This window comes from Spirulina sp. LEGE 11439, assembly GCF_059821285.1.
This window is the reverse complement of record NZ_JCAMRX010000004.1, coordinates 89,721-103,566: the sequence shown is the minus strand read 5'-3', so window position 1 is coordinate 103,566 and position 13,846 is coordinate 89,721. Positions and strand designations below refer to the sequence as shown.

General features: G+C 44.4%; 12 protein-coding genes. 8 read left to right on the top strand and 4 right to left on the bottom strand.

Features of this window, described 5'->3' with window-relative positions; genetic code table 11:
- The first annotated feature begins 95 nt into the window (after nt 1–95).
- The 8 genes from AC6RV6_RS04150 to AC6RV6_RS04115 all read left to right on the top strand — a co-directional run bounded on the left by AC6RV6_RS04150 (nt 96) and on the right by AC6RV6_RS04115 (nt 11,278).
- Nucleotides 96–1,460 (top strand): nicotinate phosphoribosyltransferase, encoded by a 1,365-nt coding sequence (locus AC6RV6_RS04150; RefSeq protein WP_500239146.1) that lies wholly within the window; start codon nt 96–98, stop codon nt 1,458–1,460.
- An 11-nt stretch (nt 1,461–1,471) separates the two neighbouring features.
- Entirely contained in the window at nt 1,472–2,050 is a 579-nt protein-coding gene (locus AC6RV6_RS04145; RefSeq protein WP_500239144.1) for a nicotinate-nucleotide adenylyltransferase, read from the top strand.
- A gap of 24 nt (nt 2,051–2,074) precedes the next feature.
- Nucleotides 2,075–2,773, top strand: coding sequence for an NUDIX hydrolase (locus tag AC6RV6_RS04140; RefSeq protein ID WP_500239143.1), 699 nt, complete (start codon nt 2,075–2,077; stop codon nt 2,771–2,773).
- Between the two features lie 134 nt (nt 2,774–2,907).
- On the top strand, nt 2,908–4,701 hold the full coding sequence (gene sppA / locus AC6RV6_RS04135) for a signal peptide peptidase SppA (RefSeq protein ID WP_500239141.1): 1,794 nt from the start codon (nt 2,908–2,910) through the stop codon (nt 4,699–4,701).
- Between the two features lie 156 nt (nt 4,702–4,857).
- Nucleotides 4,858–5,400, top strand: coding sequence for a DUF411 domain-containing protein (locus AC6RV6_RS04130; protein ID WP_500239139.1), 543 nt, complete (start codon nt 4,858–4,860; stop codon nt 5,398–5,400).
- A 10-nt stretch (nt 5,401–5,410) separates the two neighbouring features.
- Nucleotides 5,411–6,901 (top strand): multicopper oxidase family protein, encoded by a 1,491-nt coding sequence (locus AC6RV6_RS04125; RefSeq protein ID WP_500239138.1) that lies wholly within the window; start codon nt 5,411–5,413, stop codon nt 6,899–6,901.
- 94 nt (nt 6,902–6,995) lie between these two features.
- Nucleotides 6,996–10,463: a WD40 domain-containing protein gene (locus tag AC6RV6_RS04120; RefSeq protein ID WP_500239136.1), complete on the top strand. Its 3,468-nt coding sequence runs from the start codon at nt 6,996–6,998 to the stop codon at nt 10,461–10,463.
- A gap of 146 nt (nt 10,464–10,609) precedes the next feature.
- Nucleotides 10,610–11,278, top strand: coding sequence for a PEP-CTERM sorting domain-containing protein (locus tag AC6RV6_RS04115; protein WP_500239135.1), 669 nt, complete (start codon nt 10,610–10,612; stop codon nt 11,276–11,278).
- 123 nt (nt 11,279–11,401) lie between these two features.
- On the opposite strand, the gene AC6RV6_RS04110 is transcribed toward AC6RV6_RS04115, so the two are convergent.
- The 4 genes from AC6RV6_RS04110 to AC6RV6_RS04095 form a co-directional block, all read right to left on the bottom strand.
- Entirely contained in the window at nt 11,402–11,707 is a 306-nt protein-coding gene (locus AC6RV6_RS04110; RefSeq protein WP_500239133.1) for a PepSY domain-containing protein, read from the bottom strand.
- Nucleotides 11,708–11,719: 12 nt separating this feature from the next.
- On the bottom strand, nt 11,720–12,157 hold the full coding sequence (locus AC6RV6_RS04105) for a hypothetical protein (RefSeq protein ID WP_500239132.1): 438 nt from the start codon (nt 12,155–12,157) through the stop codon (nt 11,720–11,722).
- Nucleotides 12,158–12,378: 221 nt separating this feature from the next.
- On the bottom strand, nt 12,379–12,624 hold the full coding sequence (locus AC6RV6_RS04100) for a GIY-YIG nuclease family protein (RefSeq protein ID WP_500239131.1): 246 nt from the start codon (nt 12,622–12,624) through the stop codon (nt 12,379–12,381).
- Between the two features lie 59 nt (nt 12,625–12,683).
- Nucleotides 12,684–13,739, bottom strand: a complete 1,056-nt coding sequence (locus tag AC6RV6_RS04095; RefSeq protein WP_500239129.1) for a hypothetical protein — start codon at nt 13,737–13,739, stop codon at nt 12,684–12,686.
- Between the last annotated feature and the right edge of the window lie 107 nt (nt 13,740–13,846).

The following is a 13,846-nucleotide window of genomic DNA, read 5'->3' as shown; positions in this document are numbered from 1 at the left end:
GTTGTTTGTTGTTTGTTGTTGGTGATGAGCGATCGCTCTGAAATTATGGTGAAATTTACTATAATTAGAGACAACCCCCGCCCCAATGAACAAAAATGACATTAGATCGAGCGTTGACGATCGGCAAACATGAATATAGCTTGTTGACCGATCTTTATCAACTGACCATGACAGCTTGCTATGTTGGTGAAGGCATTGAAGAGAAGCCTGCGAGCTTCGAACTTTTTACGCGATCGCTGCCCTCTCAGTTTGGCTATTTAATCGCGATGGGACTGGCACAGGTTTGCGAGTATTTGCAGAATTGGCAGTTTAGTCCCGAACAAATTGCGGCGCTACAAGCAACGGGAATTTTCCCCCATGCCCCCGATCGCTTTTGGCAGGTCTTGGAGTCGGGGCGGTTTACGGGGGATATTTGGGCGGTGGCGGAAGGAAGCGCAATTTTTCCCGACGAACCGATTTTGCGGTTAGAAGCGCCTCTCTGGCAGGCACAAATCGCGGAAACGTATCTTTTAAATACCATTAACTATCAAACTTTAATTGCCACGAGAGCCGCAAGGATTCGCGATACGGCGGGGGAAAGGGCGAAAATACTGGAGTTCGGCACGCGCAGGGCATTTAGTCCGCAAGGGGCAATGTGGGCAGCACGGGCGGCATTGGCAGGGGGGTTGGATAGTACGTCTAATGTTTTGGCCGCTTTGAAATTGGGAGAGAAACCCGTCGGGACAATGGCTCACGCTTTGGTGATGGCGGTAGGGGCGCTCGCAGGAGGAGATGAAAATGAGGCGTTTAATGCTTTTGGTCGCTATTTTCCTCAAGCCCCTTTGTTAATCGATACTTACGATACCGTCAAAGCGGCGGAAAGTTTGGCAAAACAGATCGCAGCAGGTAAAAAACAAGTGAAAGGAGTGCGTTTGGATTCGGGAGATTTAGTGACTTTATCGCGACAAGTGCGATCGCTTTTACCTGAAGTCTCAATTTTTGCCAGTGGGGATCTCGACGAGTGGGAAATCGCCCGGTTGCAACGCGAAGGAGCCGCGATCGACGGCTATGGCATCGGCACGCGTTTGGTAACGGGAAATCCGGTAAATGGAGTTTATAAATTGGTCGAAATTGACGGTATTCCCACCCTGAAACTCTCTGCGGGTAAGGCCAGTTATCCCGGGCGCAAGCAAATTTTTCGGCGGTCAACCCCAGCAATGCGCGATCGTCTCGGTTTGATGACCGAAGAACCCCAAGGAAAAGAAACACCCTTATTAGAATTGGTCATGAAGGCGGGGAAACGGGTCAAAGAAGACGACGCGATCGCGACCATTCGCCGCCGCACGGCTGCTTCTGTTGCCAATTTACCGGGAGAAACGCGCCATTTGGAACACCCCAAACCCATTCCCGTCGAGATTTCCCCATCTTTGCAGCACTTGAAAAGAGAAATTGACGAACAGCTATCAGCCACAAATAAATAACTCATCACAAAATGAAAAATATTGCTTTATTTGGTACCAGTGCCGATCCCCCCACTGCGGGACATCAAATGATTTTGCGCTGGTTGTGCGATCGCTTTGATTGGGTTGCGGTGTGGGCTTCCGATAATCCACTCAAATCCCAGCAAACTCCCCTCGAACATCGCATGAGGATGTTAGGATTGGCGATCGCAGACATCGATGCACCGCGCCATAACATTAGCGTGCATCGCGAATTAAGTCACCGCTACAGTGTGGAAACTTTAAAGATAGCCAAACAAATGTGGGGGAAAAACAATCATTTCACTTTTGTTATTGGTTCGGATATTATTTCCCAATTACCCCGTTGGCATCGAGGAGAGGAGCTTTTGCAGCAAGTTTGCCTTTTGATCGTTCCGCGTCCGGGATACCCTTTACGGGAGGAAGAATTAAAAGCAGTCGAAGCAATGGGCGGAATCTATGCGATCGCGGCTCTCAATGCGCCAGAAATCTCGTCTTCTGCTTATCGCAATTGGGGGGATAGTCGCTTAGTCATGCCTCTAGTTGAAGACTACATTCACCAAGAACAACTCTATACAATGAGCAATGAATAATGGGAGAAATCGCATTATTAAAATATGATTGAAACTTTTCAAGTCGGGGTAGATAATGTTATTTTTTCGGTGGATCTGCAAAGCAATCACCTTCTCGTTCTTCTTACTCAACGGTTGCACGAGCCTTTTAAAGAGTGGTGGAGTTTGCCGGGGACTTTGGTGCGTCGGGAAGAATCTTTGCAACAAGCTGCCGATCGCATTCTCAAGGAAAAAATCAAAGTTCAAAATTTATATCTCGAACAACTCTATTCTTTTGACGAACTCGGACGCGATCCTTGGGAAAATCCCCAACCCTTAGAAGTTCGCTCTCTATCGGTCAGTTATTTTGCGTTGGTTCGCTTTGAAGAGGCTGAATTAATAGCCGCAGAAGGAGGAATGACGGCTTGGTTTTTCGTTCCTGAAATTCCTCCCTTGGCCTTCAATCGCGATCGTATTTTAAAATATGGTTATCGCCGATTGCGTAATAAATTAGAATACAGCCCGATCGCTTTTGATGTTTTGCCTACGATGTTTACCCTCAACGAACTCTATCAATTTTACAGCACGGTTTTGGGAAAGGATTTTGCCGATTATTCTAATTTTCGCAGTCGCTTGTTAAAACTGGGTTTTTTAAAGGATACTGGATTGAAATCCTCGCAAAGGGCGGGACGACCTGCTAAATTATATCGCTTTGATGCGGAATCTTTTGCCCTTTTAAAAGATAAGCCTATGGTTTTTATCTAAAGATTTTTTGGGTTTGCTGTTGTACTGTTGTGCTGCTTGAGAAGCGATCGATATCCTGAAAGCAAATTTCTCAAAGTCTTTGCGTTAAAATCTGAAAAGGTTTCCTCACTGCTATATCCCTTACTTAAATTATCATGCAATTTCTCAAACAAGTCTTCGCCAGTTTGCTCGGAACGTTTTTGGCACTCATCTTCTTTTCTATCTTTGGGGTCAGCGTTTTCACCATGATTTTAGTCGCGTCTTTAGCAACAGAAGAAGATACACCTCGAGTGAAAGATAAATCGATTTTAACGTTTGATTTATCCGAGGCCATTCAAGATACTATCCCGATCGACGCTTTGGCTGAAAGTTTTACCGAGGGCGATCGCGAGATTCTGTCTTTGCGTCGTGCGGTAAAAGCGATCGAAGCGGCAGCCGAAGACGATCGCATTGTTGCCCTCTTTTTAGATGGAAGTGGAGGAGATGGAGGGACGGGATATGCAAATTTACAGGCGCTTCGTCGTGCTTTAGAAAAGTTTCGCGCGGCAGATAAAAAAATTATTGCTTATGATGTCGATTGGGGAGAACGAGAATATTATCTCGCCTCAGTTGCTGATGAAATTTTACTCAATCCGAGAGGGGCGATCGATGTTAATGGGTTGGGAGTACAACAATTATTTTTAACCGGTGCTTTAGAAAAGTTTGGCATTGGTATACAAGTCGTAAGAGTTGGTAAATATAAATCTGCCGTCGAACCTTATACGCAAACAGAATTCAGTCCGGAAAATCGCGAACAACTCGAGAATTGGATCGGAGATGCGTGGACAGAATTTTTACAAGTTGTGGGCAAAGGACGAGGAATTCCCCCACAACAATTACAAAATTTGGTGAGTACAAACGGGATCTTTTTACCGCAAGATGCAATTTCTTCTGGGTTGGCGAATGAATTGGCCTATTTTGATGAAGTCGAAACAAAATTACGAGAAATTACGGGACAGTCCCAGAAAAAGAAAGGATTTCGCCAGATCGATCTGGGAGCTTATTCAGAAATTACGCGAAAAGATGACTCATTTTCTCGTCATAAAGTCGGAGTTTTGTACGCTCGCGGTATCATTATCTATGGAGAAGGAACTCGAGAGCAAATGGGTAGCGATCGCCTCGTGAAACAGTTGCGAAAGTTACGAGAAGATAAGGATCTCAAAGCCGTTGTTTTGCGAATTGATAGTCCGGGGGGTAGTGCTTTGGCTTCAGAGTTGATTTTACGAGAATTAAAATTACTTCAGGAGACTAAACCGACTATCGTTTCGATGGGAAATATGGCAGCATCGGGAGGTTATTTAATTGCCATGGGATCTGATTATATTTTTGCCGAATCTATGACTACTACAGGATCGATCGGGGTATATGGTATTTTGCCCAATATCGAGAAAATTGCGGCGGATAATGGCTTCACGCGGGATGTCGTGAAAACGGCTCCTTTTGCCGATACACAGTCAATTTTACGTCCGAAAACGGAACAAGAATTAACCATTATTCAACGGTTTGTCGATCGCATTTATGAGGTCTTTCTCGATAGCGTGGCGGAATCTCGCGATTTACCCCGGGAAACTGTGGCTGAGATCGCCCAAGGTCGCGTTTGGTCGGGCTTGGATGCGAAGGAATTAGGGTTAGTGGATGAATTGGGGGGATTGGATGTCGCGATCGCTTATGCGGCGAAAAAAGCGGATTTGGGAGAAGATTGGGAGGTAGAAGAATATCGGGAAGAGCCAACGTTTAGCGAACTATTGGAGAGTTTTTTATCAATTGCGATCGCGCCGCAAAAAACTCAAGAGATGAATATTGCTCCCTTAATGAAAGAATGGCAGCATTTACAGGAGGAGTTCCGCATTTTGCAAAGTTTAAACGATCCTCAAGGGGTTTACTCGATTTTATGGGGTAGAGGGAATTAATCGGGGTGAATTGCGATCGCTTGAGATCGGCACCGCGATCGCAAAATAAATAGGGCTTGATGAATAGGTTCAAATAATCCTGTATTTAAAACATCCCTCTCAAAGTTTATAAGGTTAAGATATAATATAAGAAAAAATGACTGGGAGAGACAATTCATGTTGAAATCTTATTTATTAATAGCGATCGCTGGGGTGACAATCTTAACGGCAGGAGGGTCTTATCTTTTCTCTCGCGATCGCGTCCAAATTTCTGCCGATCAATCTAATTCTACAGTTTTAGCCAGTGTTTGGGATCGGGAAACTGAGACTTATTCGGGAAATCTCAATATGACCGTCTATCGCAGTCCTTCCTGCGGATGTTGTGGAGGATGGATCGAACACGCTCAAAAACATGGGTTTCAAGTTACCGATATTAAAACTGATAATATAGAAGCTGTTAAACAAGATAATAATATTCCTGAAAATCTCGCTTCTTGTCATACGGCCATCATTGATGGTTATGTGATGGAAGGACATATTCCGGTAGATGATGTCAAGCGTTTTCTCAAACAAAAACCTCAATTTTCGGGATTAGCTGTCCCCGGAATGCCTTTAGGAACTCCCGGAATGGAATCGGGAAATCGGAAACAACCTTTTGATATTCTGGCGTTCGATCGGAATGGACAAGTTGAAGTATTTGCCAGCTACGAAAACTATTAGATTTAGAATCGTGTTTAACATTAATCGCCGTCAATTTATAACCTTTGCAGTGGCAAGTGGAAGTATTGCTGCTGCATCTCATTTGTGGTTGAGACGAGGTGATTCTGAAGTCAAGGGGAGGCAACAAGCATCAAATCAAACTCAAGTTTATCGGAGTCAAAACGGTTTACTTGAAGTTAACTTGGAAGCCAACTATACGACCGTCGATTTAGGTGGACGGACTGCTAATTTACTCACTTATAATGGACAAATTCCCGCCCCGCGTTTGGAAGCCAAAGCAGGCGATCGCGTCCGAATCAAGTTCACTAATCAATTACAGCAGCCGACCAATTTACATTATCATGGCTTACATATTTCTCCGACAGGTAAAGCCGATAATGTTTTTCTACAAATCAATCCGCAAGACAGCTTTAACTATGAGTTTGAAATTCCTCAAAATCAACCCGCCGGAACATTTTGGTATCATCCTCATTTACATGGCTATGTTGCCGATCAATTATCAGGAGGTTTAGCGGGATTATTTGTCATTAGAGGTAAATTGGACGAGATTCCAGAAATTAAAGCGGCAACAGAAGAATTTCTCGTTTTACAAGATTTTTCCCTTAACGATCGCGGCCAACTATTATCCTCAGATCGTATGTCTATTATGGCAGGCAGAGAGGGCAATTTGATTACCATTAACGGTCAAACTAACCCGACTTTCATCCTCGCGCAGAATGGGTTATTGCGCCTGCGAATTCTCAATGCTTCAACTTCTCGTTTCTACAATCTTTCTTTTGATAATCATCCTTTTTCTCTCATCGCAACAGATGGCGGCGCGATCGCAAAACCTATTGAAATGACCCAATTGCTTCTCACACCGGGACAAAGAGCAGAAATCTTGCTCGAAGGAACGCAAAAACCGCAAACTTATCGTTTACTCAACCTTCCTTATAATCGAGGGGGAATGGGGATGATGGGGCGTGGAATGAGAGGAGGAATGAGAGGGAGAATGGGGGGAATGATGGGCAGAAATCGTAACTCAAATCCATCTAATCTTTTGGCAACACTGAACTATAGTTCTGCGGTTGAACCTCTTCGTGTACCCACTCAACTGACTACTATTGTTAATTTACCAGAACCCGATCGCCACAGGCGTTTAACTCTCAATCATGGAATGTCCCCGGGGATGGGAATGGTATTCTTAATCGACGGTCAATCCTACAACCATCAACGAATTGATACTCAAGTTAAATTAAATACCGTGGAGGAGTGGGAATTAATCAATACAGGGGTTATGGATCATCCTTTTCACGTTCATGTTAATTCCTTCCAAGTCGTCAGTCGCAACGGACAAAATGAACCTTATCCAGCTTGGCGAGATACAGTTTTAGTCCGTCCGAGAGAAACTGTAAAAATCCGCATTCCTTTCCAAGATTTTACCGGCAAAACAGTTTACCACTGTCATATTTTAGACCATGAAGACTTAGGCATGATGGGCAATTTAGAGATTATTCGTTAAATAAAAAAGAGTAAAGCCTTCTTTTAATTTCTCTTTTAGTTAAGAGAAGTAAAAGGAGTATATTAATGATAAACCCGCCGATTGCAAAGTTAAGATGAATTCAGAATATCGCTATCAAGTCGGAGGCGCATTAGGCTCGCAAAATTCAACCTACGTGACGCGATCGGCAGACTCAGAGCTTCTCGACGCATTAGAAGCTGGCGAAATCTGCTACGTTCTCAATTCTCGACAAATGGGAAAATCGAGTTTGCGCGTGAGAATGATGCAGCACCTCAAACAAAAAAATTATCTGTGTGCCGCGATCGATCTTACGCGTTTGGGCAATGAAGAAATTACCTCAGAACAATGGTACAAAGGTATTTATTCCGAATTGGTTCGGGGTTTTCGTTTGGGAAATTGCTGCGATCGCCATTGGTGGAAAGAAAGAAAAGAATTCTCTCCTCTTCAGCGTTTGAGTCAATTTGTCGAAGAGGTTTTGCTCGTTGAAATTGCTGCTGAGAAAATCTTTATTTTTCTCGATGAAATTGACAGCATTCTCAGTTTAAAATTCCCCGTTGATGATTTTTGGGCTTTCATTCGCTTTTGTTACAATAACCGGGCAGAAAATTCTCACTACAAGCGTTTGAATTTTGCGCTGTTTGGCGTGGCAACACCGGGAGATTTAATTTGCAATGCCTACCGCACGGCATTTAATATCGGTCGAGCGATCGCGCTAACGGGATTTACCCTTGCAGAAGCGCAACCTCTCGCCCGAGGTTTAGAATCTCGAGGGGGAAACCCACAAGCAACTTTAGCGGCAATTTTGGCTTGGACGGGAGGACAACCATTTTTAACCCAAAAACTCTGTCAGTTGGTGGTGCAACTCGAGGGAGAAATTCCCAGAGGAGAGGAGAAAGAAGCGATCGCAACTCTCGTTCGCCAGTCTATTTTAGATGGTTGGGAAGCTAAAGACGAACCCGTACACCTCCGCAATATTCGCGATCGCCTTTTGCAAGACGAGAAAGAAACCGGATGTTTGTTAGGATTTTATCAAAAGATTTTACAGGATGGCTCGATTCCTTTCACTGGCAGCCTCGCACAACAGCGCCTCGCTCTTTCTGGCGTGGTTTGTCGCGATCGCGATCGTCTCAAAGTCAGCAATCTTATCTACCAAGAAATTTTCGATACTCAATGGGTCGATCGCATTCTGGGAGATATGCGCCCCTACACTGATGCAATGGTCGCTTGGGAAGTTTCCCACAACCAAGATTATTCGCGTTTATTGCGCGGTCAAAGTTTACAAGAAGCCCTCCTCTGGGCGCGAGAGAAAAACTTGCCTCCCGAGGATTACCGCTTTCTCAATGCCTCGCAAAAATTAGCCCAACAGGAAGAAGAAATTCGCTGGGAAGCCGAACGCGCTCAAGCGATCGAATCTCGTTTAAAATACCAGCGTTTTTTTCTGATTGCAGTGAGTTTTGCCTTGGGTTTATCGAGTTTATTGGGAGCGATCGCTTTCTTCCAGTATCGCCAAGCCCTACGCAACGAACTCACAGCCCTTCTCACCTCCGCCGATGTTCTCCTCAATAGCGATCGCCAATTTGATGCCCTCGTTGCGGCCATCCGTGCTAAAAATAGATCCTTGCAATTACAATGGTTGCAACCATCCACCCACGATCGCGTCGATGCGACCCTACAACAAGCGATCGATAATGTCCGCGAAACCAATCGCCTTTCGGGTCATTTAGATGGGGTTTGGGCAGTTGCGTTTAGTCCAGACGGCCAACTTATTGCCACGGGAAGCCGAGATAAAACCATTAAACTTTGGCGGCGCAATGGTGAATTAATCGCCACGTTGCAGGGTCACGAAGATTTAGTCTATTCCGTGGCCTTTAGCTCCGACGGTCGCCTTTTGGCTTCAAGCAGTTTGGATCGCACGATCGCGATCTGGGATTTAAATAAGAATGGTGCAAGTTTGCAGACGAGGTTTGTCGCCCATCAAGCGGGAGCGATCGGTCTGGCCTTTAGTCCAGATAGTCAGTCTATTGTCTCGGGCAGTCGCGATCGCACGGTCAAACTCTGGAATTTAGACGGCACTCTCTCCAAAATCTTTACAGGACATAAAGCCCCGGTCGTGAGAGTTACTTTTAGTCCAGATGGCCAAGCGATCGCTTCAGCCTCCGACGATAAAACCGTGAGACTGTGGGGACTCAATGGCAAAGCGATCGCCACCCTACGCGGTCATACGGATGAAGTTTATGCAGTCGCCTTCAGTCCCGACGGTACCCTCATTGCCTCGGTATCTGATGACAATACCGTGCGCCTGTGGCAGCAACGAGAGTACAGTTGGGAGAACGCGAAGTTACAAAAGATTCTTTCCGGTCATACCGATGAAGTTTATGGAGTCGCCTTTAGTCCCGACAGCCAAACCCTTGCTACAGGCAGTCGCGACCAAACCGTGAAACTTTGGCATCGAGACGGACGCTTGCTCACGACCCTCGCAGGACATCAGGGGGAAATTTGGCAAACTGCCTTTAGTCCGGACGGAAAAGCCTTAGCGTCAGCAAGTTCTGATGGTACAGTCAAATTATGGCAGCCCCAGCATCCCCGTTCCACTTTATTATCGGGGCATCGAGCCACGGTTTGGGATGTGGATTTTAGTCCGAATGGCAAGTTTGTGGCTTCTGTGGGAGGAGATAATGCCCTAAAAATCTGGAGTCGAGAAGGGCGTTTAGTGCGGGAAATATCGAGACATGAAGGAGGGGTAAAAGGCGTAAAATTCAGTCCGGACGGGCAGTTTTTGGCTTCAACCAGTTTGGATAATAGCGTGCGGTTGTTGCGGATCGATGCGATCGCGGGTATTCTCTCACAAAAAGTTCTCCTCGATCACAAAGACGCAACGGGGCCGATCGCTTTTAGTCCTAATGGTCAACAGTTCGCGATCGGTAGCGATGACAGTACGATTACCTTTTGGACAAGAGAAGGAAAATTATTAAAAACCCTCACTCAACATCGAGGGAGTGTCAGAGCGTTGAGCTTCCATCCCGACGGTGAAATATTTGCCTCGGGGAGTTTGGATGGCACGATTAAATTATGGCAGCAAGATGGGACATTATTGCGATCGCTAACAGGACATGATGCGGGAATTGTGGCCCTTGCGTTTAGTCCAGACGGAAAAACCTTGCTTTCAGGAAGCCGCGATCGCACTTTGAAACTCTGGACGCAAGCCGGAGAATTATTACAAACCTTTCACGGACATCGACAAGGGGTAAATGATGTCGCTTTTAGTCCAGATGGGGAAATTATCGCCTCAGCCGGAGATGATGGCGCGATCGTCTTATGGCAGCCTCAAGGCAAGCAATTGACCGCATTACGGCAACATCAGCAGGGAGTTAATAGTATTGCTTTTAGTTTTGACGGCCAAACTTTAGTTTCTGGAGGTACGGATAATCGCGTAATTCTTTGGAATTTAGAACAGATATTAGCCTTCGATCGCTTATTAAAACAAGGCTGCGATCGGGTACGAGATTACTTACAATACAATGCGGAAGTTGCAGCGAAAGATAAGAAACTGTGTGAATTTTAGGCGATCGATTGTTGTTTGTTGAGATGAGATCGAATTGAGTTGCCAACAGAGATCGAACTCACCATTTAAAGCGCGATAGTGAAAGTAAGACAGGCGAAAGAAATTCGTCTTAACTAAAAAGCAAATTTAATTCTTTAAATTCAACCATGAAACTATCGCCAAAGACTTCAATTTTCTCGCTGCCAAATTTAGCGAAAACACTTCTTTGTAGTTTGGGAATTTCTATCTCTCTCGGAGTGACAATTTCTTCAGTTCAAGCAGCTTCTCTTGCTTCTTTCAATCAATCCTTTGGTGTTCATACAGGCAATCGTTACCCGATTGATGGATTAATTAATTTGGGCATGCGTCCTCTGGCTATGAGTAAAGGGTTCTCCACGACAAAATTTGGCGAAGGAGATGTTGGCAAAACCTTTATATTCAATCAAGAAAATCGCGGTTCTCGCTTCACTCAATTGATTGAATATTTAACGAATGGTGTCAATGATACAGCGAATGTTTTTGCTGCCGCACCCGGTATTGCTGGATACGGTCAACATCGACAAGAATCGTCTTTATTTGCGAATTCTAATCTAGAAGCTGTCGATCTATATGGCCTTGATGTTGAGGAGATCCGAGTTACCATTGGAGACTTTAAAATTCAGAAAAATCAACATGGGTATTATTCTCGAGGTTGGGCAACTTGGAGTTTTCATGATGGACAAGAAGATCCGTCGCAGTCAGTTCCAGAACCCAGTTCATTAATGGGTTTATTAGGGCTGGGTTGTCTAGGGATGGCAGGGTTCATGCGTCGCCGTTCTGAAAATATCAACCTGTAGTTTGTTCTTTTTTAAAGTAAGTGAAAAGCGATCGCGCAACCATCGGGATATTGCTATATGCGATCGCTTCAATATCTTAGTTCCCAAAACGATAGATAGTTTTGATGAGTTGATTTTTAGGGTTCAAGTGTTAGGTTTGCTCTGGGAACGTCGCCCACTTTGAAACCATAAGATTGCACCTGTTATCAGGAGAAAAAATAATCCCGATCCGTTGAGAAATACATAGGTGAGTTCTAGGTCGATCGTACCAAAACGACCGCGATGTAGCGCCAATAACCACAGATAATTTTCTTCATTACCCGTCAGTGCGGCAATGTGGAATAATACTCCAGTTGTGAGGGTTAAAGTCAAAGGAAACAGCATTAAAGGCGCAAGGGCGCGATGCAACTGTCGAGGATAGCGTTTGAATAGGGAAACGGGTGAAGGCATTGGCTGAGTCTATCAGTGATGTTTGAGGGCATAAAGTCCTACTGGAACGGCAACAAGTAGAACAGATAGGGTTTCGCCGAGACCTTGAGGCATCGTTCCGGCGGCTTGGACGGGTGTGGGTTGGGGTGTAGAATTTGATTCTTCTGCGATCGCAGGGGTGTCGATTATTGCTGAATTTTCCTCACTCATAATACCATTTTCTGTCGGCATATTTGGCATCTTTTTCCTTTCTTCACTCATAATATTATTTTCCTCCATTATCACGTTCTGTTTTATATTTTTATTATCTATTTTGTTATCGGGGTTTTGAGAATTGGGCTTCTCTAAAATGTTCATTTCTTTCTTCGGACGATGGGATTCCGAGCCGTGAGCATGGCTAGGTAACGAGGCAATCATGGTCAACAAAGAAAGAAGTATTGCCCCACCTAATTGATTAACGATTCTAGTCATAGTTTTTACTTCTTTAACAGAATATTTATGTAGTTAGAATTCATTAATTATAACTTTCAATCGGGAATAAATCAAGAGAGTTTTTGCATTTACCCGGATTTTTCAAAGTTGTACTTCTATAATTTCATGCCAATATTTTTATCCTGCTAATAAAAAGAATTCAATTGAGTCGGACTCGAACATCTCTGCGAATCAGCGATCGCAATATTCTCAATTCATCTTTACTCTAAACTGCGAATGTCTAAATTGATAATATTTGATTCATCAATTAAATCTTCCTTGGTGTAAAATGCAAAATGACGTTTTCCTTGTACGCGCTGCCAAGTTTTCTGCACGATCGCATCGGGATAAGTTCCTTCATCTAATTGTTCCAAAATCGACGGCCAATTTTGAGAAAGAATGAGAGCATCGCCGAGAAATAGTTTGCAATCGCCAATATGAGCAATAGTGTAAATTCCTGAAGACATGATATTCAATGTAAAATGTAGAGAAACTCGAAGCAATACAAATTTGATGCGCGGAACTTTTAATTAACAAAGAGAGTTGAATCAAAACAATCGAGATAACCTTCCGAACTGATAATAGCTAAAGCGCGGAGATTTTCCACGTGTAACTGCTGATTCCAGTACCAGATTTGGCGTAATGTCCCCAGTAAGGTAAAACCAATTTCAAGGCCGTAAGAATCGGAGAATTGTAAAATCGAGGCGAGATAGTCAAAGGCATTCATGATTGATGTGTCGGAATCGTCCGTCTTTTGCCACGAAATTTCCTGACTATCAAAAGATAAAGGAAAACTGGGCAAAATTGACAGGTTTTGGGGATCTTGAGGAGAGCAAAAGACTTGTAATAAGCGATCGAGAGCGCCAGATAAATGCGGGTTTTCAGTATCTCCCCATCTCAACCGCAAGATGCCCCAGAATTTTGCAAGATGTCCGAGTTCATCCTGCAAAAGTTGAGCGATCGCATTGTATAATTCTCCGGTTGAATGGGACATTAACCAAAGATAGACAGAGGTCGTTATCCATTTAGCAATAACGCATTGAAAGAGATAGCGATCGGCTTCCAATACCGCCGTTGGAGACGAATTCAGATCGGAGGCAATCGGTAATATGTCCCCAGTCAGTTGTTCGTAAATTTGGCGAAAAATTGCTGAATGTTGGCGTTCTTCTTGTTCCCAAAGTCCCAATTCTAAAAGATTGCCTTTTTTATCCATCACTCTGCCTAAAAAAGAGGCAATTTGTGGGGTAATTCCGGGTAACTTTAACCATGTTGAGCGGGAATATACAGGCATTGTTTTGACTTCTACGGAAATCGCGATCGCGGCAAAAAACAATTCTACCGGAACAGCGATAATTTGTTCGGGCGCGATCGCATTCCAGTCAATTGGTTGCCAAGGATGAAGCCGAGAACCATTATGATGAAAGGATAGCTCAAACAAGCGATCGCTCAGCATCTCCGAGGCTAAATTGCGAGCGATCGCTGCTTTAATTCTCGTTTTTGTTCCAGAATGGGCGGGCTGTGGGGTGCGATCGCCGATTAAATTGCGATGAGAAGTGAAGGAAGTTTGATAAATTGTGAACATGAACTGGGTTCTCCGAACGAATTTCCTTATACTTAAAGTCTGCACTGGGTTGGCGAAGGATCGAACCCACTTGGCAACTCACCCCGATCTCAGTGAAAATTCGGAAC

Bases quoted from the DNA above. Each gene is read 5' to 3' on its own strand.
- AC6RV6_RS04150 (WP_500239146.1), top strand. From the start codon at position 96: ATGACATTAGATCGAGCGTTGACGATCGGCAAACATGAATATAGCTTG.
- AC6RV6_RS04145 (WP_500239144.1), top strand. From the start codon at position 1,472: ATGAAAAATATTGCTTTATTTGGTACCAGTGCCGATCCCCCCACTGCG.
- AC6RV6_RS04140 (WP_500239143.1), top strand. From the start codon at position 2,075: ATGATTGAAACTTTTCAAGTCGGGGTAGATAATGTTATTTTTTCGGTG.
- sppA (WP_500239141.1), top strand. From the start codon at position 2,908: ATGCAATTTCTCAAACAAGTCTTCGCCAGTTTGCTCGGAACGTTTTTG.
- AC6RV6_RS04130 (WP_500239139.1), top strand. From the start codon at position 4,858: ATGTTGAAATCTTATTTATTAATAGCGATCGCTGGGGTGACAATCTTA.
- AC6RV6_RS04120 (WP_500239136.1), top strand. From the start codon at position 6,996: ATGAATTCAGAATATCGCTATCAAGTCGGAGGCGCATTAGGCTCGCAA.
- AC6RV6_RS04115 (WP_500239135.1), top strand. From the start codon at position 10,610: ATGAAACTATCGCCAAAGACTTCAATTTTCTCGCTGCCAAATTTAGCG.
- AC6RV6_RS04110 (WP_500239133.1), bottom strand. From the start codon at position 11,707: ATGCCTTCACCCGTTTCCCTATTCAAACGCTATCCTCGACAGTTGCAT.
- AC6RV6_RS04105 (WP_500239132.1), bottom strand. From the start codon at position 12,157: ATGACTAGAATCGTTAATCAATTAGGTGGGGCAATACTTCTTTCTTTG.
- AC6RV6_RS04100 (WP_500239131.1), bottom strand. From the start codon at position 12,624: ATGTCTTCAGGAATTTACACTATTGCTCATATTGGCGATTGCAAACTA.
- AC6RV6_RS04095 (WP_500239129.1), bottom strand. From the start codon at position 13,739: ATGTTCACAATTTATCAAACTTCCTTCACTTCTCATCGCAATTTAATC.